This window comes from Bradyrhizobium sp., assembly GCF_035570375.1.
Classification (GTDB): domain Bacteria; phylum Pseudomonadota; class Alphaproteobacteria; order Rhizobiales; family Xanthobacteraceae; genus Bradyrhizobium.
The window spans coordinates 1-23917 of record NZ_DATMLW010000084.1 but is presented as its reverse complement, the minus strand read 5'-3'; the positions used below and the strand labels follow the sequence as shown (position 1 = coordinate 23917).

Sequence of the window (23917 nt, the reverse complement as noted above, 5' to 3'; positions counted from 1 at the left end):
GGACCGGCTAGCGCTTCTGGCATGGATTCGCCTCTCCCGATTCTCTCTTTGGCCGCGGCAGTGGCCGGCGCCGCGGCGGTGTTCCCCAAAGTGAAGGCGCGACTCGCTTTGTCGCAGGCCAAACACCGTTCGCTGAGCGGACATTCGAAGATGTCGCGGCGGGTGGCGCGGCTGATTCCGTTTTACGAGTTTTCCAACGAGCAATTTTTCAACGTCGACGGCGCGCCGCCGGCGGTCGCAGCACAGCGCAAGGAGGCATTCTTTGCGCTTTCCCGCCTCTACCAGCAGCGCTACGCCAAGGGTCGGCAGATGACGGCGGAGGCGGCCGAGCATATTTCCGACCTGCAATTTACCCGCGCCTATCGCGTGCCGTTTCAGTTCAGTCGGCTGGTGCGGGAAAATCTCGGCACCAGCGCCTTCGTGCAATCCTCGAGCGGCGTTACCGTCACTGATGTCGACGGCAATGTGTTCTACGACCTCACCGGTTCGTATGGCGTCAACATCTTCGGCAACGACTTCTACAAGGAGTGCATCGCCGAAGGCGAGAAGCGGGCGCAAGCGCTCGGGCCCGTGCTCGGCAACTACCATCCGGTCGTTGCAGAAAATGCGCGGCGGATCTGCGAGATTTCCGGGCTCGACGAAGTTTCGTTTCACATGTCCGGTACCGAAGCGGTGATGCAGGCGGTGCGCCTGGCGCGCTATCACACCCGCCGCACGCATCTGGTCCGTTTTGCCGGCGCCTACCACGGCTGGTGGGGCGAGGTGCAGCCCGGCGTCGGCAACCCGGTTTCGCCGCACGAAACCTACACGCTCGCCGAAATGTCCGAGCGCACGCTTCACGTCCTGCGCACGCGGCGCGACATCGCCTGCGCGCTGGTCAATCCGCTGCAGGCGCTGCATCCCAACGCCAACGCGCCCGCCGATTCCGCGCTGGTCGACAGCTCCCGTTCCGCGCATTTCGATCGCGCCGCCTACACGCAATGGCTCAAGGCGCTGCGCGAGGTCTGCAACCAGCGCGGCATCGTCCTGATCTTCGACGAGGTGTTCGTCGGCTTTCGCCTCGCCGCTGGCGGCGCGCAGGAATATTTCGGCATCCAGGCCGACATGGTGACCTACGGCAAGAGTCTCGCGGGCGGACTCCCCATCGGCGTGGTGTGCGGGCGCAAGGAGTTGATGCGCCGCTTCCGCGACGATGCACCTGCCGACATCTGCTTTGCCCGCGGCACCTTCAATTCGCACCCCTACGTCATGACGGCGATGGACGAATTCCTGAGCCGCCTTGCCAGCCCGAATTTCCGCAGCGTCTATCGCGGCCTTGACGAGACCTGGGACGGCCGCGCGAAGCAGCTCAACGACGCGCTCGAACGCGCAAACCTTCCCGTTCGCGTCGCCAATTTGTCGTCGATCTGGATGGTGCAATATACAAAACCGTCCCGCTACAACTGGATGTTCCAGTATTACCTGCGCGCCGAGGGGCTGGCGCTGAGCTGGGTCGGCAGCGGCCGGCTTATCTTCAGCCTGAACTACACGGATGCGGATTTCGCCGAGGTCGAGAAGCGCTTCGTGGCCGCGGCCGAAAAGATGCAGCGCGACGGCTGGTGGTGGCACGATGCTTCGCTCACCAACAAGGGCATCCGCCGCCAAATACTGAAAGAGATGTTGGCGAGCCGATTTGGGCGCTGAACCGGAGGCCCTTGTGTAGCCCTCGCCAGACTCGTCCAATATGTCATTCCGGGATGGTCCGAAGGACCAGACCCGGAATCTCGAGATTCCGGGTTCGATGCTTCGCATCGCCCCGGAATGACAGGATAAAAACACATGCCCGGCACAAGGCCGGGCATGACGAAGGTCACAACGAGACAAGGCTGCTTGCTCAGGCGTGCTTTTCTTCCAGTCCGTGCTCGAGGATGTCGAGGCCGGGATCGATCAGTTCGCCCTTCAGGAGGAACAGCGGCGCCTTGTGATAGAGCTTCAGGTCGTGGAAGGGGTCGGTGAGGATTTTGGTCATCCAGACCAGACCGGTTTCGACGTCGCGGATGAAGAACAGGTGGACGGTGCGGAACAGGAGCCCACCAATTCCGATCGCAAGCCAGATCTTGGCAACCTGCCGCATGAAATCGGCCGGCGAGGCCCAGGGCGTGAACAGGCCGAACAGGGTCGGATCGAAATAGAGCACCACCGGCGAAAGCGCCCAGATCGCCATCAGCACGACCTTGCGCTGCAGATTATAGCCGACCTTGATCTCTTCCTTGTGCTCATGGGTAGCGTGGTTGATTTGATCGTACCCCTTGGGCTCGAAGAAGAAATGCCCGGCCTGGCGGGAGGTCATGGACACCAGCCAGCCGATCAGCGCCGCGACCACCGGATCGAAGAAGATCAGGACATAGGCGACCAGAAAGCTCGCCGCACTGAGGAAGTGAAGGCTCTGGTTGATCCGGCTGTGGTGATAGTAGCGATGGTCATCCCAGCGCTGGATTCGCAGTTGCTCCAGGAAATCCTTGATCATTCGTTCCCCCAAAAAAGGTGATCCTGATTCTGTTTACAGCGATTCGATGTAAGGCATGTGACATCATCAAAATGTCACATGACGCCTCGCGACACATACCGCTTACGAAACTGAAGCGAAGATCAGGTGGCTGGTGCGGTCTTGCGGAAGCGAACCAGCGAGAAGTGGCCGAGCGGCGGAATCAGGCGGCGCTCCACCAATTCCATCCTCGAGGCACCCGAAAGCCATCGCGTGTAGCGCGACCAGGCGAACTCCGCGGTCCTGAAACCGAGCCGGCGCACCACCGGCTGCAGCGTCTGCTCGATGAAGCGGCGCGGGCCTGCATCCGCGCTGACGCGGGTGAGGATGATCAGTTCGCCACCGACGCGCAGCACGCGCGCGAACTCGTCCAGCGCGATTTCCGGATTCGGCACCGCAGTGACGACATATTGCGCCATCACCACGTCGAACGAATCATCGCCGAATTCGAGCTTCTCGGCGTCCATCACCGCAAGCCCCTCGATGTTCTTCAACCGCAGATCGGCGACCCGCCGCTTGGCCTTCTTGAGCATCGCTTCCGAAATATCTGTGCCGAAGATGCGGACATGCGGCGCATAAAGCGGCAACGAGATGCCGGTGCCGACGCCTACTTCGAGCACGCGGCCGCCGATCTTGTTGGTGGCCTGGATGGCGGCGTCGCGGCCTTTGGAAAATACCCCGCCGAACACAAGATCGTAGATCGGGGCCCAGCGGTCGTAGGCCTGCTCGACCATCTCGCGGTCGAAGTCCAACGGCGCGTCGTCCAGTTTGATGGTTCCTGCCATGGCGGCTCTTAACCTCTTGTTTGATAGCCCGATCCCGCATCTGGCGTATCAGGCTCATTGTCTGCTTTTTCGACCGAACACGAACGCCCAATCAGCCGCGCACCGCCTGACTCCCCGCAACGATCGGAAGTGCGTGCTGCAGCCTAGACGGCTGCAACGCGCAGAGATTGCCAATGAACTGCCTGGCGCTGTTTTCCCAGGATCGTTCGAGCGCAAAATTCCGGCATGCCTCGCGCGACATGGTGAGCGCACGCAAGCAGGCGCGGCGGAGATCCTCATCAAGCGCGCCGACCGGATGATCGGCGATCACATCGAGCGGACCCGTGACCGGGAATGCCGCAACGGGCGTGCCGCACGCCAACGCCTCGAGCTGGACCACCCCGAAGGTGTCGGTGCGGCTCGGAAACACGAAGACGTCGGCGGCCGCCAGATGCGCGCTCAGATCCGCGCCGGTCTTTTCGCCCAAAAACCTGACGTCCGGATATTTTCGCTCGAGCCAAGCCTTCTGCGGCCCGTCGCCGACCACGACCTTCGATCCGGGCAAGTCAAGCGAAAGAAAGGCCTCGATATTCTTTTCGACCGCCACGCGGCCCATGGTCATGAAGACCGGGCGCGGCAGGTCGAGCCGGGCCGGATGATGCGGGTTGAAAAGCGCGGTATCGACGCCGCGGCCCCAGAAGCCAAGCTTGCGGAAACCGCGCGCGGAAAGTTCGTTGTGAAGTGAAGCGGTCGCCACCATGGTCATGGCGGCGGCCGAATGGAAATGACGCAGCACCGCATAGGTCAGCCAGGCCGGGATGATCGAGCGTACCGCGATATATTCGGGAAAGCGCGTCGTGTAAGACGTGGTGAAGGCAAGCCGGTGGCGGCGGCAATAGGACCACGCAGCCCAGCCGATCGGTCCCTCGGTCGCGATATGAACGGCATCCGGCGCGGCGGCCTCGATCCTGCGCGCGATCTCGCGGGCCTTGGGCAAAGCCACCCGCAAGCCAGGATAAGTCGGCACGCCCAGGGAAGCAAATCCTTGCGGAGTCAGAAACGTAATATCGGCCCCCAACGCCGCAGCACTGCGCGCCAGTGAGGTCAGTGTGCGCACCACGCCATTGACCTGCGGATGCCAGGCGTCGGTCGCAATCAAAATCCGCATCGCGGCGGGTCCCCAGTGATTCTTCAGGACCCGACGTTCACTTACGTATATTTCAAGCGTGTGACGTCATAGAGGTTAACGCCTTCTTTTTCGCGTGCCTGGTGGTCGGATTCCTTCTCCCCTTGCGGGAGAAGATGGCATAGGCGGCCCGCGGCCGCCGTTCTTTTAGGACGCCGCTGCTATTATGCATCGGCTATGCGAAAGTCCGCGCCGGATGAGGGGCCACTATCCGAGAACCCAAGCTAGATATTTCGGCGGGGTACCCCCTCACCGGATCGCATCTTCGATGCGACGTAGCCGAAGCTTTGCTTCGGCGTCCTTTAAGGGACGGCCGCCTTAGGCGGCCTATGCCTCTCCCACGAGGGGAGAGGTGACACCTTCGATGCCACTCCAGCTCAATCGAAGTTCATCGTGCAGTAGCGCGGCTTCCCGACCCCTCGTGACACCGGAATGAAACAATTCATGAAAGTGACGAAACCATTTTGGATCGCCGGCGCAAACGTCCCGAAACTTTTCGCCGCTAACGATGTTTCTTAACGACGCCCCAAAGGGCGCGGGGAGCCATCAAACAGGGGCGATCCATGTTGAGTATCGGAGCTTTCAGGCTGAATTGCCGCCATGCCGGTATTTTCGGGGCGTTGGTGATCGGCGTTGCCATGTTTTCAGGCCCAGCGTCGGCTGCGCCCCTGCAGCTATTTCCTTTCATCAGCCTGCCGGGCGAGCCAGCGCCGAGCGTGCAAGCCCCGCCGTCGGAAGACCAGAGCGCCACCGCCGAATTGCCGGCACGCCTCAAGCGCCAGATCGTCAGCTATCCGACGCACGAGGCGCCCGGCACGATCATCATCGATACGCCCAACACATACCTCTATTACGTACTCGGTAACGGCCAGGCCATCCGCTACGGCATCGGCGTCGGCCGTGACGGCTTCACCTGGTCGGGCACGCAGTCGATCACCAGGAAGGCCGAGTGGCCGGATTGGGTGCCGCCGCCGGAAATGATCCATCGCCAGCCTTATTTGCCGCGCCAGATGGCCGGCGGCCCCGGCAATCCGCTCGGCGCGCGCGCGCTCTATCTCGGCGGCACGATCTATCGAATACACGGCACCAATGCGCCGCAGACCATCGGCACCCACGTCTCGTCCGGTTGCATCCGCCTCACCAACCAGGACGTCACCGATCTCTACTCGCGCGTCAGCGTCGGCACAAAAGTGATCGTGCTGCCAATGGAACGCCGTGCCGACAATTCACCCAAGCCCGCCAAGCGGGGCCAAACGGTCGTTCGTATTGCATCTTCGCAAGTTCGGATTCCTTCGCCACAATAAGAATCGAGCGATAGAATTTATTTGGAAATGGCGCGGGGTTCCGCGCCATTTCTGTTTCTAAAGCAATGATGAAGTGCGCTGTAACTATGGCTTCCCACAATCGGAAATTGGGAAATTAACAATTCTAAATAAGACACAGGGGGTTGAACACGGACAGCACCGTGCCAATACGCGACATGTGCAGACGGGCATGTGCTGTCGTTACTTCCTCAAACGGTGCACAGTAGCGGGTGCTTCCACGAGTGAGGCCACTGTCGCGATCAATTGCTCATGGCTGAAGGGCTTGGAGAGCATAGCGGTCTTGGCGAAAGCCTTCGGCAAGCTTCCTTGCCCGTAGCCGGTCACAAACAGGAAGGGGATGTTACCGGCCACCAGTGCGGCTGCGATTTCGTCGACCGGATGCCCGCGCAAGTTGGCATCCAGCAGCGCTGCATCAGGCGACATGTTGTCGATGATGTTCAGCGCTTCTTTGGCCGTCCCCGCAGGTCCCACCACGTCAGCACCCGCGGCTTCAAGCGCGGCTACGATATCGAGCGCAACGAGCGGCTCATCCTCCACCACCAAAAGACGCTTTCCTGCCAGTTTGGGTGCGTCTTTCTCGACGGTGACCACGACATCCTGCGCCGCGCCGCTGACGCATCCGGTTGCCGGAGACTTCATCGGCTGATGTTCGCCCGAGCGGCAAGGCTATGTTCCAGACCACACCCTCGGCCTCGATCGACATCAGCGCGTCGCCACCTTCTCCCTTCGCGCTTTGCTCGATCAATGTTCTGCCAAAGCCGCGCTTCGCCGGCGCATGCACGACGGGACCGCCGCGCTCCTCCCAGCGCAGACGAAGCTCTGCACCCGCCACGGACCAACTGATCGTCACAACGCCCGTCGCGGTCGACAGCGCGCCATATTTGATCGCGTTGGTGCCAAGCTCGTGGAGCATGAGCGCCGCACGCAGCGCCAATTGTGCCTCTAGATGGACCCGCGGACCCCAGGCAGTAATCCTTGTTTCATCGACAGCGCCGGCCAGCAGTTGGTCGCGAATGAGGTCGCGCAGATCGACACCCTGCCACGTCGCGCTGCTCAGCATGGTGTGGACGCGCGAGAGCGACCGAATGCGCCCGGAGAAGCTGGCGACGAATTCAGCCGGATCCTTCGTGCGCATTTGTTGTGCAATCGCCTGCACGTTCGCGAGCGTATTTTTGACGCGGTGATTAAGTTCACCCACCAGGAGCCGTTGCGTCTCTTCGGCCTTCTTGCGCTCATCAATATCCTGCACCACTGCGATGGCGCCGACGACCGCGCCGGCAGCATCCCGCATCGGCGTGGTCGAAACCAGGGTCCAGGTCTCGCGCCCGTCATCGTCGACGAATAGCATCTCGATGCCCGGCACGACGGTCTCGCCACGTAGCGCCCGGGCACTTGGCCACTGGCTTGGGTCCAGCAGCGACCCGTCCGGCGCCAAGGCCCGCCACCGCTGGATGCGCTTTGGATCGCGCGACGGAATGACCTCGCGCGCGTATCGCTGCATCGCTGGGTTGCTGATAATCATTCGGCCGCTCGGGTCCATCATGCCAACGCCGACCGGAAGCTGCTGCAGCACGGCCGCCAACCGAGCCTCGCTTGCCTCCGCCGCTTTCGCGGCACTCTGGCGAATGCCCGCCGTATTCAGATTGGCGGCAACGCGCGCCAGCATTTCGCGAGAAGTGAACGGCTTGATCAGGTAGTCATCGGCTCCCGTTTGCAGCCCCTCGATCCGCGATTCCTCCCCAGCCCGGGCTGACAGCAGGATCACGGGCAGAGTGCTGGTGCGTGGATTCGACCGAAGCCGCCCCAGCAGGCCGAGGCCATCGAGGCGCGGCATCATGACGTCGCTCAACACCAGGTCAGGCGCATGCCTCTCGATCGCCTCAAGGGCAGCCTCGCCGTCTTCCGCCAGCTCGACGTCGTAGTGCGTGCTCAGCCGCCGCCGCACGTAATCGCGCATGTCAGCATTGTCGTCGACGACAAGGATGCGCGCGGCTGGCTCACCTTCGGTCCGCTCGCCGGTGGAATCAGCCGAGACGATCCGTTCATCGTCGGATACCGTATCCGGAAGCCAGCGCCTGGCTTCCTCGATGAAGGGCTGCGCCCCGATCGCGGTCGACGTCACGGCAGACACGACCTGGGCTTGCGCGAGATGGCTCGACCCGAGCGGAATACGAACGCGGAACGTGGTGCCTTCACCGTAAGTGCTCTCGGCCGAAACCGTGCCGCCATGCAGGCGCACAAGTTCCTGAACCAGTGCCAGTCCGATCTCTGAGCCTTCATGCGTCCGGCCGCGCGCGCCCGCTATGCGGTGGAAACGTTCGAAGATCCTGGGCAACTCGTCGGCGGGGATTCCGGTACCTGTGTCGCGGACGGTGAGTTCGAAGTGTGCGCCGGTGTTCCGCAATTTGACTTCGATCGCGCCGTCGAAGGTAAACTTGAAGGCATTCGATACGAGATTGAGAACAATCTTTTCCCACATCTCGCGATCGACATGGGCCGGCTTGGATATTGGCGGACAGTCGATGTCGAGCCGCAATCCCGCCTTCTCGACTGCCGCGCGAAAGACGCTTGCAAGCTCCGCCGTGAACGCCGAAAGGTCTACCGGTTCGTAAGCTACCCGGACGCGCCCGGCTTCAATGCGCGAAAAATCAAGCAGCGTGTTGACGAGCTTGAGCAACCGCAGACCGTTGCGCTGGATGAGGTCGACCTGTTGATGGATCGAGCCCGGCGGTGCATCGGGCGCGTCACCTAATTCGCGCTTCAATTCCTCCAATGGCCCGAGCATCAACGTCAGCGGCGTGCGGAACTCGTGGCTGACATTCGAAAAGAACGCCGTCTTGGCGCGGTCGATCTCCGCTAATGCCTCGGCTCGCTTGCGCTCTTCCTCATATGCGCGCGCCTTCACCATCGCAGTCGCGACGTGGTTCGCGGCGAGCTCATAAAAGTTTTTGTACCGTTCATCGAATATCAGTCGTGAACTGACGCCAGCGACCAGCAGCCCAAATGGCTCATTGCCCTTGCTGGGGTGGAGCGGCACGACCACCGCCATATTCGGCGGCTCTGCCCACGGTCCGACCGGCGCAGCGTCGAAGCGTGAAACAAGGTCGGTCACTTCCACCAAGTCTTGCCCGCGGAATGCCGCCGCGAGCGGCCAGCCCTGATCCATGTCGGGGTCGAGCGGCACGGCAGGCGGACTTGCGCCTTTCGCAGGCTCGATACCGACCGTCGCGGCCAATCGCGCGTGCTGACCGTCGGAATCGATCAGGTATATGAGCGCGAACGGAATATCTTTACTATGGCGGGCAAGCGCCTGTGCCGCGACGCGGCATGTTTCTTCGACAGTGTTCTCGATCGCCGCAACCGCGAGGTCGCGCAGGATGGCAACCCGGCGTTCCGCGACAACTTTCTGGCTGATTTCGTGAACCGTTGCCAATACGCCGCCGATGCCGCTTGACGCCATGCTGTCGGGCACCGGGCTGTAGGCTACCGTAAAGTGCGTTTCCTCGCTGAAGCCCGAACGCTGGATATATGAAGCTCGAAATCTTCAATCCAGGTGGATGGTCCGCCATTGAACGGCGTGTCGATCAGCGGCTTCAGGATATCCCAGATTTCCGACCAGCATTCGCGGACCGGGAGACCGAGCGCGGTCGGATGCTTGAGACCCAGGACTGGAATGTAGGCGTCGTTATAGAGGGAAATGTAGTCCGACCCCCACCACAACAGCATGGGAAACCGATTGGCCATCATCAGCCCGACCGTGGTGCGCAGCGCGGGAGACCACGCATCTGATGGTCCGAGCGGTGATTTCGACCAATCAAAACTCCGGATGCGCTCCGCCATCTCGCCGCCGCCGACGAGCCATTCGCTTGGTTCTTCAAGCGAGCAAGCTTCCTTACGCAACGCTCTCTCCCGGGACGCCTCGTAGGTACACGCGACCATAGCCATCGCAGCGGCCAGACCGTTTCTCGGAACGGTGAGAGACGGAGTTAGTTCCCTACCAAACCGAACTTGTCCGCCGGATCACGACGGCATTCGCACGCAATTGGACCCAACTACGTATTCAATCGTCCGAAAGCTGACGCGATTTCAGAGCCTTACGAGGTCGAGAGTAACCCGCCTCATCAAGGTCGCTATGACCGAACCTTCGAGCATCGTACCAATCGCTTCTAAACGGTCCCCGCCGCGACCGGACCGCGGCTTGAGTGGATGACCGGTTTGGGTCATTTCCAGACTTCGGCGGACGCAACAGCGATGTGCGCTTGTGTCCGCTTTCCCCGTTAGCGACCACTGGGCGGACATCGCTGGAGGTCCGTTTCGTGGCCATAAGGAGACATGTCCTCTTGCTTAGGGGGATCAATTCTCACGCTGCACAGTCCGCGTGGACACCTTCAGCCCACGGTAACCCACCGAACCTGTCGGATTCCTTCTTCGCAATAAGAAGCGAACGATAGATATTTTTTTGGAAATGGCGCCGGGGTTCCGCGCCATTTTCGTTTGTGGGCGGCGTGTCACTCCCTCCCCCGCCCGCGGGGGTCCGAGGCGAGCAAGCTCGCTCTCGAGGCTGGGGTAGGGAAAGGTCTCACCTGCCAACCCCCACCCGCCCTCGCTTTGCTCGGGCACCCTCCCCCGCAAGCGGGAGAGGGTAAAAGGAGCCTTGTTGCCGGCCTTCTCGGAAGCATCTTTGCTCGTGTTACCAGCCGGCCTCCCGCTCTGGCGCGGCAACATCGCGCCCTATATAGAGTTGCGGGGGCTGATCAGTCCGGGGGGACGATGCGTCCAAAGGTCATTCTGATCGCGATCGCGGTGATCGCGGTGTCGTTCTTGGTCAGCCTGAAGGCCATGGACTGGCTTTCGCCGGGCGGCACGGTCAACACCCGGCCCGTGATTGCCGACTTGCCGCCGCTGCCCCCTGCCCCGAAAAGCTCGGTCATCCTGGCGCAGGTGGCTATACCGATTTCCGTCATTCGCGACGCCGCCGAGCGCAGCGCGGCGCGCAATTTCTCCGGCAAGGCCGACAACCCGGTGACGCAGATCCTGCAAAACGCCGATATCGGCTGGACCGCCGCGCGGGGTCCGGTCTCGGCGACCGGGGGACAGGACCTGCTGTCGCTGACCACCCCGCTGACGGGAAAGCTGAACGTGACGGGCTCGCTGTCGTCGAAGGCAACCGGCGCGGTCAGCGACGCCGTTGGCGCCCTGCTCGGCGATCATGCCGCCAAGCAGATCGCCGGCGTGAACATCAAGCAACTCAATGCCAATGCCGAGATCAGGGGCAGCGTCACCGTCACCTCGCACCCCAAGCTCGCCGCCGCCTGGCGTCTGGAGCCCAACCTCGGTGCGGAAGTGCGGCTCGGCGACACCAACCTCACGGTCGCCGGCGCGCGCGTAAACGTCCCGGCGCAGGTCAAGCCGCTGATCGACAAGACCGTCGGCGAACAGATCGCGGCTGCCGGTGCGCGCATTCGCAACGATCCCTCGATCGAGCGCAATGCGCGGATTCAGTGGGCGAAGGCATGCCGCTCGATTCCGCTGCAAAGCGTCGGCGGCAACTCCTCCGTTCCCTCCCTTTGGCTTGAGCTGCGGCCGACCCGCGCGGTTGCCGTGCAGCCTTTCATCAGCGCCTCCGCCGTGACCATGACGCTCGGCATCGAGGCGGAGACCCGCATCACGCCGCAAGAGACCACGCCGAATTGTCCGTTTCCCGAAAAGATCTCGATCGTGCCGCCGACGCCTGCGGTGGTTGCCATCGGCATCCCGGTCGACATCCCGTTTGCCGACATCAACAAGATCGTGGAGACGCAATTGGCCGGCCGGACCTTCCCCGAGGATGGCTCGGGCCCGGCGAGCGTCACCGTAAAACAGGCGTCGGTCGCTGCATCCGGCGACCGGTTGCTGATTTCGCTGCTGGTGTACGCGAAGGAGAAGAGCCTGTTCAGCTTCGGCGGCGAAGCCAATGTGCATATCTGGGGCAAGCCGGTACTCGATCTGGCGCAGCAGACGTTGCGGCTTGCCAATGTCGAACTGGCGGTGGAATCCGAAGCCGCCTTCGGCCTGCTCGGCGCCGCCGCGCGCGCGGTGATGCCGCATCTGCAAAAGGCATTGGCGCAAAAAACCGCGGTCGATCTCAAGCCAATTCTGGGCAATGCGCAGAAGATGGTCGCGGCTGCGATTACCGACCTTCAGAAGAACGAGGACGGCGTGCGCGTGGCCGCGAACATCACCAAGCTCGACCTCGCCGACATCGCCTTCGATTCCAAGACGCTGCGGGTGATTACGGAAGCAACCGGCACGATCAATGTCACGATCACGTCGCTGCCGGGATTGTGAGTGACAAACCCGGCGCGATGAGACGACGGATGCCGCTGGCCCTCTTCGCCAGGGCTCGCCCGTGGAACAGATTCACGCCGAATGGCACACCAACCTCGCTGAAGCGGTCGCAAGTGACCCTCAGTCGGCCTTGGCCCGATTTCAAGGCTGACCTAGCTCGAACGCGAGCAACACGTTTCCCGGAATACCGCTCCATTGCGCGTAGCCCGAATTCACATGCAGCATGCCGTCGACGATAACCGGGCCCGGTCCATCCATGGCACCACCGCGCCCTGAAACGCCATTCACCGTGGCGTAGTCACGCGCGGTGTCGAACTCCCAAAGCAGTCGCGCGTCGTCTGTCGAATAGGCCCGCAGGAAGCCGCTCACGCCGCCGGAGAAGACGGCGCCCGGAATGGCCGTAACCGCAGCAGAAAGTGCAGGACTGCATCGATCGCGTTCACCACATGCTACCGGAGGCACCTGCATCGTGACTTTGCCGTCCGACAAACCAAGCCCGAAGAGACCGCCTCCCTCGTTCGAATTTAGACGTCGAGTACCGTCGAGAAGAAATCGCACGTCAGAGTTCGCTACGTACACCCGCTCCTGATCCGCAGCCGAGCCCCACTCCATGCCGCCCAGCGGGCCCCCCTTGCCCACCCGTGTTTGCCAGAGGAGCTTGCCGTCATGGTCGGGGTCGAACGCAGACACGACGCCCGATTTCTGCCCGATCACCAGCTCCCTTTGGCCGTTGGGCAAGCTCACCAGGATCGGCGACTGGCCGAAGTCATGATCCGGGCCAGGGTCTTGCGGACAATTGGTCTTGTTGGCCGCGAAACAGGCGACGACGAAGCTGTCCTTTGGTGTTGCTTGTCGATGCCATAAAATCTGGCCCGTGTTCAGATTGATGGCAATCAGCGCGTCGGAGGTGTCTGCCGGCGGGTTCTAATAGGAGTTGCCAGTCGCGACATAGAGGGCCGATCGTTGAGCATCGATGGTCGGGGAAGACCAAATCGAGGCCCCGGATGGACCGTAAAGCTGTGTCCCGACGGCATTCCTTGTCGTTGGATGTGGCGCTTCCGCAATCGTGTAAGTTTGCCAAATTTGGCTGCCGCTCGCGGCATCGAGCGCCACTACGCTGCCGCGGAAAGTGCAGCACTCGTAGGTGTCTTTCGATCCGGTTAATTCCTCGATCGATGAAATCGGAACATAGAGGACGCCGGAAAAAAGAACGGGCGTCCCGGTGATCCGAGCGGCCGGGTGATCCTCCAGTTTTCTCTTCCAAATCAGCGAACCGGTCGATGGATTGATCGCATAGGCGTTAGCTGCTGCGTCACCGAAAAATACAGCGAACTCGCCGGCCCCGGAGAGCGGACCGAAAGTAATCGCAGTCCGCACTGGTGCTTCGGTCGAGTAGGTCCAAATCGTGCAACCGCTTTTGGCGTCGAGCGCGCGGACCTTGCGATCACCTCCCCCGACGAACAGAACTCCACCTACTACCGTGGGCTGCGCGTTGGCCGAAGAGACACCGGGAAAACCATACGCCCATTTCAGCTGCAATCGCGGGATTTGGTCTGGCTTCAGTCCGGCCATGCTCGTCGGTTGAAAGCGACTATTGTTGATATCTACACCCCAACCATTCCACCGCGGTCCATCAAGCGCTCCGGCAAACGTTGGCGACTGTCGCGTGCAGTCACCGGTCGTTCCGCTGGTAGTCGCAGCTTGATCGGCTGCGCCCTTCCCGGTCACAAAGCTGGCGATAGCCTTACGCTCATCCTCGGTTCGCTCCTTGGCGATCGCGGCCATGCTGCCCGATGCAAGAGTTGCAACAACATGCTCGAACGACATCGATTGCATTACACTGCGACCGGGAGCTCGGCTTTGCTGGCCGCCGGAGTCGTGGCACTCGGCACAATGTTGTGCGTAGAGAGCGGCACCGTTCTGCTGTGCCATCGCCGGTGAGGAAATCCAGAGCAAAAGACCCGCAGTTGCAGCGCTCAACTTCATCGTATTCTCCCACACCAGCGAGCGATCCAGGGCCAGCGTTTAAAGACAATACCGGAGTCGAGAAACTTCTGACAGGCATATCCCGGTCTGTAGCCGGACGGCAGTCGATCTCACAGCTGATTCCTTGCAATGCGCAGAAGACGGTCGCGGCTGCGATGACCGACCTTCGGAACAACGAGGACGGCGTGGGTGTGTGGCTGCGGAAATCAAGAGCTCGATCTCGCCGACATCGCTTTCGATTCCAAAACGCTGCGGGTGATCGCGGAAGCAACCGGCACGATCAATGTCACGATCACCGCGCTGCCAGGATTGTGAGAGAAAAACCCGGCTGCATCGATCGAAAATTTGACCCCAAAGCCGACGGCCATTCGGATGCGGATGGTTGCTCCTGCTTGAGCTGTCGCGCTCGGCGCAAAGCCTGGTCGAGCAGGGCCTCTGCCGAACCGGCTGGTACTCGACTGCCGTCCGTGTGTTCAATGTGGCCGAAATGACGTCTACAACCGGGCCTATTCATGACCCACCAAAGCAACTAGTGGCTAGAAATCCCGCAGTTGTTGTACCCACGCTACAACGAACTACCGAGATCTGGAGTAAGCTCCTTTTGAAATTTCGATATTTGCTTTTTTGGAGCTTTGCGATGGTCAGGAAATTTCTTTTGGCGAGTGCCGCGCTGGCGCTTATCTCGACGAATTCTGGTTTTGCCGCTGACCTTCCGGTAAAGGCTCCGCCCGTCCCCGTCCCGCCACCGGTTTACGACTGGACCGGCCTCTACGTGGGCGGCAATTTCGGCTGGGGATGGGCTCACGTCGATGGTACTCAGCTTGCCCCAGGTACGACAAACTTTCCGACCGGGACCGTCTTCGCCAGGGAGAACTCAAACGGCTTCCTTGGCGGCGTGCAGGCAGGCTTCAACTACCAGACTCCCTATCACCTGGTTGTCGGTGTCGAGGGCGACTTTGACTGGACGGACATCAGGGGAAGCGCCACCACGATCAGCACGGTGACAGGATTCACAAGCACCAATAACGGGAGACTTAGGGATTTTGCCCTGTTGACGGGTCGTGTGGGCTGGGCAGCGGATAATTGGCTCTTCTATGCGAAGGGCGGTGTAGCCTTGGGCCAGAGCAGTTCGTCCAGCGTTGGCGTTTTGGCGAACGGGACTTTGTTTGAGACAGGCTCCAGCACAACCGATCGCACCGGTTGGACCATCGGGGCTGGCGTCGAATGGGGGTTCGCGCCGGGTTGGTCCGCGAAGATCGAGTATAACCACATTGACTTCGTTTCCAGTAACATTGGCATCAATCACATTGAAACCGTTGGTACCTTCTTCACAACGTTCGTAAGCTCCACAGAACGGGTCGACGTGGTGAAGGGTGGGATCAATTACCGCTTCAACTGGGGCGCTCCAGTCGTTGCGAATTACTGATCCGTTTTGGATACTCCGTGAACGAAAAGCCCCGGCCTCGTCCGGGGCTTTTTATCTCCAATATCCGCTGCTCATTTCCGAACGCGAAATCGTCAGCATTGGCGATGACGTCAAGTTGGCACAGGACTTCCTGGAGCAGCACGGGCCGCTGACATCTCGAGGTCTTGCGCTACGCCGCGCATGGTAACCTTAACAATTGCTTTCATTTGTCGATAAAATTTTATCGATTAGGATGATGACCAGTCGGACGGCGACGAGCCGCCTGATGAGAGGTCAGCGAAGAGGCGCAGCTTCACAGGCCTCGCCGAAATTCAGCAGCAGAACCGGTCGCGAACCGGCAGTTGCGGAAATTGAGCCGTTCGGTGCCCGCCCGGACGGCCTTTTCTTTTTTGGCGGTTTATAGCGTTTTCGAGCGAAGTGAATACCGGTTCGCGTGAAGAAAACGCGTCAAACCAAAGATTAGCTCGACCTGTGAAGGATGCTTCGCCCATCGCGCAAAGGAATCATCCAGTATCAGGCGAGCAAAAAATCTTGCCGGGATCGTTGAGGTCTCCGCTGCAGGTGGCGGCGTCACGCTATGACGCGCGGTTGAGAAAGATCGGCAGCCCCCGCTTGTCAGCGTAGATGGGACGGTAGCGCTCTTTGTTGTATGTGCCGGCAACGTCCAATTTGCGCGGCCCGAGCCTGGCGTCAGGAATAGGTACGAGGTCGTAGCGTCCTTCGACGAGCGCCGACATGAGGCCAGTCCTGCCTTCCAGGATGGCATCGTAGGCCATGTTACCGAAAGTCAGGGCTACAAGCTTGTCGATGAAGTCCGGATCGCCCGATCGCAGGTCGTAGGTGAGGTCAGAGACGATGGTCTCCTCGCCGGAGCGCCGCTTGATCTCGTCGGCAAGTGCTTCTGCCACGCTGGCCTTCTTGCGATGGCCGTAGGCGTCAGGCTCGCCGTATTCCTGCACCTTGTGGCCCTCCCACTCGGCGCCCTCGCTGAGCACGATCAGCGCGTAGTTGCTTGGATTGGCGCGCTTGTCCTCGAGCAGCAACTGTATCAGCTTGTCGAGATTGACCTTGTACTCCGGTATGACGCATCGGATCGAGGTCGCGTATGCGGTGTATAGCGCCGTAAATCCGGCATCGCGGCCAAAGACACGGAAAATTCCAATTCGTTCGTGGGAGCCGACCGTGGTGCGCTGGCGCTGGATGGCATCGCTGGCGCGGGTGATCGCGGTCGAGAAACCGATGCAGTACTCGGTATTGCGGACGTCGTTGTCCATCGTCTTCGGGATGGCAATGATCTTGACGCCGAGTTCGTTGAGCTTGGCTGCATAGCTCAGCGTATCGTCGCCGCCGATAGCGATCAGGTGTTCGATGCCGAGTCCCGAGAGATTCGCCAGCACCTGACCGGTCAGGTCCCACGTTTTGGTTGCAATGCCGCCCTTGGCGCTCTGGTAGAAGGGAAAGTCCCTGCCGACGAGATGATCGGGCAGCTTCTTCATTTTGGAGGGATTGGTGCGGCTCGAGTGCAGCACCGTGCCGCCTCGCCGGTCGATGATGCGGGTGTTTTCACGATTCAGCGGGATGATGTAGTGAGATTTGCTGGCTGGATCGTCCAGATTCACGTGCGTCAGGGCCTCCCAGCCGCGGCGCAGACCGACGACCTCGATGTCGTTCTCACTGCCGCGATAAGTCACGCTCTTGATGACTGCGTTGAGGCCGGGGACATCCCCGCCGCCCGTGAGAATGCCGATGCGTTTTCTCGCCATGCCCACCTCCGCGGGATTCGCAAGTTTTAGTAACGCCTGTATCACGTTGTGGTTTCCATCATAGCGGCCCGGCCAGCCCTGCGCCGAGGTTTTTTCGTTGCGTGCTGCTGGCGAGAGGCGACCGACCGAGACGCGCCGGGTATTCCAGGAAGGTGGGATGCGTCACGGTGTTGTACGGCGCGAGGGGCAAAGCCGGCATCAAACAAGGGACAAAGGCCGGCTGCATCGGTCGAAAATGACCGATAGCGTTCGCATGTCGCAGGGAGGGCCCTGCCGTGCTAAGCTTGCTGTGCACCCAAGCTCGGGAGGGCCGTGGTGAGGCGGCGGGAAGTCCTTTTGCTGTTGGGCGGCGGCGCGGGTTGGTCACTTTCCGCAAGTGAGCACGCGTTTTCACAGCAACCCGCAGGCGTCCCGCGCGTGGGCGTGATCGTCTCCGGATCGGAGCCGCATCCGTTTGCCGATGCGTTCCGGCGAGGCCTGCAGGCCCGCGGTTACTCGGTCGGCCGCAACATTGCAGTCGAATTGCGCTATACACAGGGGCAGAGCGATCGTGCCGCGCAGTTCGCGGGCGAGTTCGTCCGGTCGAGGGTCGACGTGATCGTTGCCCACTTCACGCCCGCGGTTCGCGCCGCGATGGCGGCTACAAAGACAATTCCAATCGTGATGGTGGCCGGCGCGCCGTTGCAGTCCGGCTTTATCAGGAGCCTTTCGCAACCCGGTGGCAACGTCACCGGCCTGTCGGCCATGGACGCCGAAATCGGCGGCAAGCGCATTCAGCTGCTGCGCGAGATCATTCCGAACCTTTCCTGCGTCGGAGTGCTTGCCACGACTCCGACCACCGATCCCTTCAGTGAGCCGTTTGTGGCCGACATTCTGACGTCGGCCAAGGCTGCCAATTTGCGGACCTCGCCCGTCCTGATCGGCGGCGCAAGTGAATTCGAAGAAGCTTTTTCCATCATGGCCGGGGACGGGGCTCAGGCGGTCATCGTTCAAGGATTTTTTGGTCCCTATGCCACGCAGTTGGTGGAGATCGCGAACAGGCACCCCATGGGTTACATGTCTAGCGACCGAAGCGCCGTCGCGGAAGGAGGCCTGGCTTCGGTTTCCGCCAACTATCCGGTATTGTACGAGCACACGGCGACCTTCGTCGACAAGATCCTCAAAGGCGCGAATCCGGCCAGTTTGCCGGTTGAACAGCCTTCCAAGTTTCAGGTGACGATCAACAACAAGACCGCGCAGGAACTCGGCTTGTCCATTTCACCAACGCTGCTGGCGCAAGTCGACGAGGTTCTTGATTAGACGCCTGGGTCGCCTGTTGGCCCCTTTGCGTCGCTTCGCGAGCCCGCGCCGCAATTACCTCGATTTAAACCCCGAGCAGACCCAAAGACCCTCGGTCCATTTCTATCGCTCGAAAGGCTAATGGTGCTCGCACATTGCGGCGCGGCTCTTTAGAATGCCATTTGAGGGGGATGAGCATCGTTCCGTTTGCAACAGACGGAGATGACAGGATGGAACGGATCAAGCCCCGCGGCCCCAAAGCCCCTCGTCGTCCGCAGCTTGCCGACCGCATAGAGCTGCAAGAGCAAGTCACTGAACTCGCGGCGCAGCAGGCGGCGATGTCGGAAGTGCTGCGCTCCATCGCCAACTCGCCGCACGATCTGGAGCCTATCTTCGACACAATAACCGCCAATGCCACCCGCCTCTGCAGAGCCGAAGTGGGCGCCTTGATCATCTTCGAGGAACACGGCTACCGCCTGGTGGCGCGGACAGGCATGGCAGATGAGTTCTATGTCAAGGGCCGCCTCTATCCGGTCAGTGAAGGCGCTCCCTCCGCGCGAATGATCAAAACCAGATCGCCGGTCCACATCGCCGACCTGGCGGCAGATCAAGCTTACCACCAGCGTATACCCGGCCTGGTGGCGCTCGTGGAACGGATAGGCGTCCGCAGCTATCTGCTCGTACCCATGCTGAAGGACAATGAACTGGTCGGCGGAATTACCATCGTCCGCGCCCGCATGCAGCCATTCACGGACAAGCAGATTGAGTTGGTCACGGCCTTTGCCGCGCAAGCTACCATCGCATTGGAGATTACCCGTCGCGAGCGGCAACTTCGGCAAGCGCAGATGGAGCTCGCACACGCAACTCGCGTCGCGGCAATGGGGCACCTCACCGGCTCGCTCGCCCATGAACTCAAGCAACCGCTTTCCGCAATGGCGGCCAATGCGGAGGCCGGCTCGCGCTGGCTGACAAGGGAACCGCCCCAGATCGAAAAAGCGAAACAATCCGTCGAGCGCATCGTCAAGGACGTCGAGCGAGCCAGCGCTGTCATAGACCGGGTGCATGGTCTGGTGAAAAAAGCTCCCCCACGGACGGATACGATCAATATCAATGATGCAATCCTGGAGGTTATGACCGTGGTCCACGGCGAGCTGGTGAAGAACCGGATCAGGGCGCAGACGCAATTGTCGGATAGCCTGCCGCGCGTTCGGGGCGATCGGGTCCAACTTCAACAGGTGATGCTCAATCTGGTCATCAATGCCATTCAGGCGATGAGCGGTGTCACTGACGGCATCCGCGAACTACGGATCAGTACCGAGAGCATCAAGCAAGAGGTGCGCGTCGCGGTGCAGGATACGGGTCCCGGCTTGATGACGGACAACCTCGAGCAACTGTTCGAGCCATTCTTTACGACAAAACCCAGTGGCATGGGCATGGGACTGTCGATCTGCCGCACCATCGTCGAAGAGCACGGCGGACGGCTGTGGGCGAGCGAAAACGAGCCGAAGGGCGCTCTGTTTCAGTTCGCGTTGCCGCCAACATCCACACTTGATGGCACCTAGAGCGAGATGATACTTCTTCGAAGCGTCATCTCGCTCTATCATTTTGTTTGAGCATGATCTCCGCGCAAACGCTCCGCGTTTGTCGCGAGGGAAAACCGGTACCCACTTTTCCGGATCATGCTCCAGCAGACACAGCGTTCGTCGTGTGTGATGTTCGTTCGCCGGGAAAATTTCTCCCTGATCGATGCGACAACGCCGCGTTTTGCGGGCGCACACTACCGTGTGAGTGAGCCAGCATCCATCAACCGCATCAGCCGACGCACCCAAATAGCGGACATCGCCAGGCACTCCGGGATGTCTGGCAGCTCTCCGGATCTGATTACGCGCCGATGAGTCCGCGCCCTGGAAGCCCTTGCCGCCAGAAGAACAGTGGTTGATTGTTACCCCGCGATGTAGTCGAACGTTTTGAACGTCCCGTACACGCGCGGGACCGGCCATTCCGCCGCAGCAACGGACCGTGGAGACCTCATGACAGATGCCGTAACAAAAGCGGTGCTTGGCATTATCGGAGGATCGGGCATTTACGACCTGCCCGGGCTGGAAGATGCCCGCGACCAGGTGATCGCAAGCCCGTGGGGGGAGCCGTCGGCGGCGCTGCGCCGCGGCACCATCGCCGGCCTGCCGGTCGTGTTCCTGTCCCGCCATGACAAGGGCCACCGGCTGTCGCCTTCCGACATCAATTATCGGGCCAATATCGACGTGCTCAAGCGCGCCGGCGTGACCGACCTGATTTCACTTTCCGCCTGCGGTTCCTTCAGGGAAGAACTCCCGCCCGGGACATTCGTGCTGGTCGACCAGTTTGTCGATCGCACCTACCGGCGCGAGGGTTCGTTCTTCGGCAAAGGTTGCGTCGCGCATGTGTCGATGGCCCATCCGGTCTCACCGCGATTGCGCATCCATCTGGCCGCGGCGGCCGAAGCCGAGGGCATCCCCTTTGCGCGCGGCGGCACCTATGTCTGCATGGAGGGGCCGCAATTCTCGACGCTGGCCGAGAGCACCACTTACAAGGCGCTGGGCTATTCGGTGATCGGCATGACCAACATGCCGGAAGCCAAGCTCGCCCGCGAGGCCGAGATTTGCTATGCTAGCGTGGCGATGGTGACCGATTTCGACTGCTGGCATCCGGATCATGACGCGGTCACGGTGCAGGATATCATTCGCATTTTGAATACGAATGCCGGGAAGGCGCGAAGCCTGGTTGCACGTCTGGCCCGGGATTTTCCGCGCATGCATGAGCGATGCCCGATCGGCTCGGATCGCGCGCTCGATACGGCCTTGATCACCGCCCCGGAAGCGCGCGATCCCGCGCTTCTGAAGAAACTCGACGCGGTGGCCGGAAGGGTGTTGCGGGCATGAAGGTCGACGGACGGCATTTCCGAAGCATATGGGTCGAGCCCGACGGCTGGTCGATCGGCGCGATCGACCAGCGGCGCTTGCCGCATGAATTTGTCGTCGCAAAAATGACCGACTGCGACGCGGCTGCGGATGCGATCCGCTCGATGCTGGTGCGTGGCGCGCCATTGATCGGCGCCACGGCCGCTTATGGGGTTGCGCTCGCGATGCGCTCCGATGCTTCGGATGCGGCGCTGGACAAGGCCTATGCCACGCTGATTGGGGCCCGGCCGACCGCGATCAACCTGAAATGGGCCCTCGAGGTGATGCGCGAGACGCTATTGCCGCTGCCGCCTTCGGCGCGTTCCGACGCTGCCTATGCCCGAGCCGGCGAAATCGCCGAGCAGGACATCGCCATCAACAAGGGTATCGCTGAGCACGGGCTTGCGCTGATCGAGGCGATCAGGGCCAGGAAGAAGGAGGGCGAGCGGGTCAATGTGCTGACCCATTGCAATGCCGGCTGGCTGGCGACGGTTGATTGGGGCACGGCGACAGCGCCGATCTATCTGGCTCACGATCGAGGCTCTTCGGTTCACGTCTGGGTCGACGAAACCCGGCCCCGCAACCAGGGCGCTTCGCTGACGGCCTGGGAGCTTGCCCATCACGGCGTGGCGCATACGGTGATCCCGGACAATACCGGCGGCCACCTGATGCAGCACGGGATGGTCGATCTGGTCATCGTCGGCACCGACCGGGTGACCGCCAATGGCGACGTCTGCAACAAGATCGGCACCTACCTGAGGGCGCTCGCCGCGCATGACAATGCGGTGCCGTTCTATGTCGCGTTGCCGTCACCGACGATCGATTTTTCCATCGACGACGGCATCCGGCAAATTCCGATCGAGCAGCGTAGCGCCGACGAAGTCGCGACCATGACCGGGCGCACCGCGGATGGCAGGATCGAGACAATTCGGGTCGTCTCCGACGGCTCCCCCGTGGCCAATTACGGTTTCGACGTGACGCCTTCGCGCCTGGTGAGCGGACTGATCACCGAACGCGGCGTGTTGCAGCCCGATCGCGACGCGCTGGCCCGCGCTTTTCCGGAGCGGGCGAGGGTTCTGAGGGCACTGAAGTGAGGGGGCTGGGCGTGTTTTGGCGTCGCCCTCTTCAGGCCAAGCGGAATGTCCCAAGGGGTAGGCATGACAAAATCCAGGCAGCTAGATGGGCTCTTTCGTCCGCATGAAGCCAAGGCCGCACGAGGAAATGAAGATCGGGAAGAAGGCTACGCCGAAAAAGAAATCTAAAAAGGCAAAGGATGGTCGTTAGTTTCGCTCTTTTGCCGGGGGAACAACTGTGTATGTCGCTTTACCCGAGTGAGCAGGCAACCCAAGTTGTTTCTGAACTGCTGACAAAAGAGCTAGCAGACGCATTGAGTCTGCCACCGTCATTCCAAGGTGGAGATATTTTCCGGTCGGCTTGGGAGCGCCTCCAGAGTGATCTACCATCTCGCAACGGATAATAAGTTGGTTTGGATTTTTCGGGTTGCGGATGATATCCGGATGCTGTCCCCTTAAAGCATGCTCTACATCAGATGCCATCGGTGCGGTTCCTTTTTCGCCATGCGCGAAAGCGATTGGCTGGGCCACCATCGATCGTTGGACGTGCCTAAGTGTCCACAATACAAATGCGCCAGCTCGTGAACAAGCGTTGCATAGTGGGATTCCACTTGGTGAGGGGCATTTTAGAGCGCTCGAAAACAGTGCCTTCTGTCCCTGTGAACTGGCCTTTGCACTCGTTGCAGTAGTACAGTCCGGGGGATGCGAGTGTTTCGCACCCGCAACCTTGGCAAGCTTCTCTTGATCGGAGTTACCACAATGAGGGCAAATTGGTCCATCTGGCCAGCGAACTGCCTCATGGGCTTAGCGGGCCTTATCTTCATCCTGAAACATGGGGTCTTGAAACGTGGCTGCTTGCGACATGACTTGCTCCAATTGTCATGTTTTTAGCGGCAGAGCGCGACGCTTGGGCTTTTCCCGAGCGTGCTGGGAGGCGGTGAGGGACCTGGCCTTTTGCCAGAGCTTTAACCCAGGGATCGACAAAGGGAATTCTACGCATCAAGTCATCGAAAGAGTTGGGCTGACTTTTGGGGGAGACGCTTTGCGCAGTGCCGATGAATTTGATTCCTATTATCAGACACCTGATCCGTGGCGAATCGGCAGAGCGTCGCGTCGGGACAAGGCCCTATCTCAAATCATCGGTCCTTACGTGACCAAGAAAACCGTTTTGGAGCTCGGATGTGGCGAGGGCCACTTGACGGCAACGATCTTCAAACGCGCCAGCAGCATCAAGGGTATCGATATTAGTCCCATTGCGATATCAAGAGCGAACACTCTTTCGCTTCCGAATGCCTCGTTTGAAGCGTCAGATTTTCTCAATGTCAGGTT

The 23917-nt window shown here is 60.8% G+C and carries 20 protein-coding genes and 1 pseudogene; 10 read left to right on the top strand and 11 right to left on the bottom strand.

Annotated features, from left to right (window positions below; all coding sequences use genetic code 11):
* The first annotated feature begins 21 nt into the window (after window positions 1–21).
* A complete protein-coding gene (locus VNX23_RS09445) occupies window positions 22–1683 on the top strand; it encodes an aminotransferase class III-fold pyridoxal phosphate-dependent enzyme (protein WP_325629330.1) in 1662 nt (553 codons plus the stop codon).
* Window positions 1684–1873: 190 nt separating this feature from the next.
* On the opposite strand, the gene VNX23_RS09440 is transcribed toward VNX23_RS09445, so the two are convergent.
* The 3 genes from VNX23_RS09440 to VNX23_RS09430 all read right to left on the bottom strand — a co-directional run bounded on the left by VNX23_RS09440 (window position 1874) and on the right by VNX23_RS09430 (window position 4456).
* Window positions 1874–2506: a hypothetical protein gene (locus VNX23_RS09440; RefSeq protein ID WP_325629328.1), complete on the bottom strand. Its 633-nt coding sequence runs from the start codon at window positions 2504–2506 to the stop codon at window positions 1874–1876.
* A gap of 122 nt (window positions 2507–2628) precedes the next feature.
* Window positions 2629–3309, bottom strand: a complete 681-nt coding sequence (locus tag VNX23_RS09435; RefSeq protein ID WP_325629326.1) for a class I SAM-dependent methyltransferase — start codon at window positions 3307–3309, stop codon at window positions 2629–2631.
* Window positions 3310–3400: 91 nt separating this feature from the next.
* Window positions 3401–4456: a glycosyltransferase family 1 protein gene (locus VNX23_RS09430; protein WP_325629324.1), complete on the bottom strand. Its 1056-nt coding sequence runs from the start codon at window positions 4454–4456 to the stop codon at window positions 3401–3403.
* A 581-nt stretch (window positions 4457–5037) separates the two neighbouring features.
* Here VNX23_RS09430 and VNX23_RS09425 point away from each other — a divergent pair.
* Window positions 5038–5778 (top strand): L,D-transpeptidase, encoded by a 741-nt coding sequence (locus VNX23_RS09425; protein ID WP_325629322.1) that lies wholly within the window; start codon window positions 5038–5040, stop codon window positions 5776–5778.
* A gap of 201 nt (window positions 5779–5979) precedes the next feature.
* Here the strand turns inward: VNX23_RS09425 and VNX23_RS09420 are convergent, their stop codons facing one another.
* Genes VNX23_RS09420 through VNX23_RS09410 form a run of 3 tightly spaced genes read right to left on the bottom strand, consistent with a single transcriptional unit; the run spans window position 5980 to window position 9699 of the window.
* Window positions 5980–6390 carry a response regulator gene (locus VNX23_RS09420; RefSeq protein WP_325629320.1) on the bottom strand — a complete coding sequence of 137 codons (411 nt, stop codon included), beginning with the start codon at window positions 6388–6390 and terminating at the stop codon, window positions 5980–5982.
* Window positions 6326–9259, bottom strand: coding sequence for an ATP-binding protein (locus VNX23_RS09415; protein ID WP_325629318.1), 2934 nt, complete (start codon window positions 9257–9259; stop codon window positions 6326–6328). The genes VNX23_RS09420 and VNX23_RS09415 overlap by 65 nt, the downstream gene beginning before the upstream one ends.
* 23 nt (window positions 9260–9282) lie before the next feature.
* On the bottom strand, window positions 9283–9699 hold the full coding sequence (locus VNX23_RS09410; protein ID WP_325629316.1) for a hypothetical protein: 417 nt from the start codon (window positions 9697–9699) through the stop codon (window positions 9283–9285).
* Between the two features lie 870 nt (window positions 9700–10569).
* Between VNX23_RS09410 and VNX23_RS09405 the strand changes: the two genes are divergently transcribed.
* Window positions 10570–12126: a DUF4403 family protein gene (locus tag VNX23_RS09405; protein ID WP_325629314.1), complete on the top strand. Its 1557-nt coding sequence runs from the start codon at window positions 10570–10572 to the stop codon at window positions 12124–12126.
* Window positions 12127–12267: 141 nt separating this feature from the next.
* Here VNX23_RS09405 and VNX23_RS09400 read toward each other — a convergent pair whose 3' ends face one another.
* Together VNX23_RS09400 and VNX23_RS09395 are read right to left on the bottom strand one after the other, a co-directional pair.
* Window positions 12268–12840 carry a PQQ-binding-like beta-propeller repeat protein gene (locus VNX23_RS09400; RefSeq protein ID WP_325629312.1) on the bottom strand — a complete coding sequence of 191 codons (573 nt, stop codon included), beginning with the start codon at window positions 12838–12840 and terminating at the stop codon, window positions 12268–12270.
* 210 nt (window positions 12841–13050) lie between these two features.
* Window positions 13051–14112 (bottom strand): PQQ-binding-like beta-propeller repeat protein, encoded by a 1062-nt coding sequence (locus VNX23_RS09395; RefSeq protein WP_325629310.1) that lies wholly within the window; start codon window positions 14110–14112, stop codon window positions 13051–13053.
* Window positions 14113–14301: 189 nt separating this feature from the next.
* Between VNX23_RS09395 and VNX23_RS09390 the strand changes: the two genes are divergently transcribed.
* On the top strand, window positions 14302–14427 hold the full coding sequence (locus tag VNX23_RS09390; RefSeq protein WP_325629308.1) for a hypothetical protein: 126 nt from the start codon (window positions 14302–14304) through the stop codon (window positions 14425–14427).
* A 67-nt stretch (window positions 14428–14494) separates the two neighbouring features.
* The gene (locus VNX23_RS09385) at window positions 14495–15538 is read left to right on the top strand and encodes an outer membrane protein (RefSeq protein WP_325629306.1); all 1044 of its coding nucleotides are present in this window, start codon (window positions 14495–14497) and stop codon (window positions 15536–15538) included.
* Between the two features lie 575 nt (window positions 15539–16113).
* Here the strand turns inward: VNX23_RS09385 and VNX23_RS09380 are convergent.
* On the bottom strand, window positions 16114–17301 hold the full coding sequence (locus tag VNX23_RS09380; protein ID WP_325629305.1) for a 6-phosphofructokinase: 1188 nt from the start codon (window positions 17299–17301) through the stop codon (window positions 16114–16116).
* Window positions 17302–17616: 315 nt separating this feature from the next.
* Between VNX23_RS09380 and VNX23_RS09375 the strand changes: the two genes are divergently transcribed.
* From VNX23_RS09375 to mtnA, 4 genes are all read left to right on the top strand, one after another.
* Window positions 17617–18600: an ABC transporter substrate-binding protein gene (locus VNX23_RS09375; RefSeq protein WP_325629303.1), complete on the top strand. Its 984-nt coding sequence runs from the start codon at window positions 17617–17619 to the stop codon at window positions 18598–18600.
* 209 nt (window positions 18601–18809) lie between these two features.
* Window positions 18810–20141: a sensor histidine kinase gene (locus tag VNX23_RS09370; protein ID WP_325629301.1), complete on the top strand. Its 1332-nt coding sequence runs from the start codon at window positions 18810–18812 to the stop codon at window positions 20139–20141.
* A 468-nt stretch (window positions 20142–20609) separates the two neighbouring features.
* A complete protein-coding gene (locus VNX23_RS09365; protein WP_325629299.1) occupies window positions 20610–21497 on the top strand; it encodes an S-methyl-5'-thioadenosine phosphorylase in 888 nt (295 codons plus the stop codon).
* Window positions 21494–22609, top strand: coding sequence for an S-methyl-5-thioribose-1-phosphate isomerase (gene mtnA, locus VNX23_RS09360; RefSeq protein WP_325629297.1), 1116 nt, complete (start codon window positions 21494–21496; stop codon window positions 22607–22609). Before VNX23_RS09365 ends, mtnA begins: the two co-directional genes overlap by 4 nt.
* Before the next feature lie 186 nt (window positions 22610–22795).
* Here the strand turns inward: mtnA and VNX23_RS09355 are convergent, their stop codons facing one another.
* A complete protein-coding gene (locus tag VNX23_RS09355; protein ID WP_325629295.1) occupies window positions 22796–23122 on the bottom strand; it encodes a hypothetical protein in 327 nt (108 codons plus the stop codon).
* A gap of 73 nt (window positions 23123–23195) precedes the next feature.
* Window positions 23196–23422 (bottom strand): annotated as a pseudogene (locus VNX23_RS09350) (transposase); the annotation flags it as partial.
* Window positions 23423–23630: 208 nt separating this feature from the next.
* Here VNX23_RS09350 and VNX23_RS09345 point away from each other — a divergent pair.
* The coding region (locus tag VNX23_RS09345) for a methyltransferase domain-containing protein (RefSeq protein ID WP_325629294.1) at window positions 23631–23917 on the top strand (287 nt) is incomplete at its 3' end.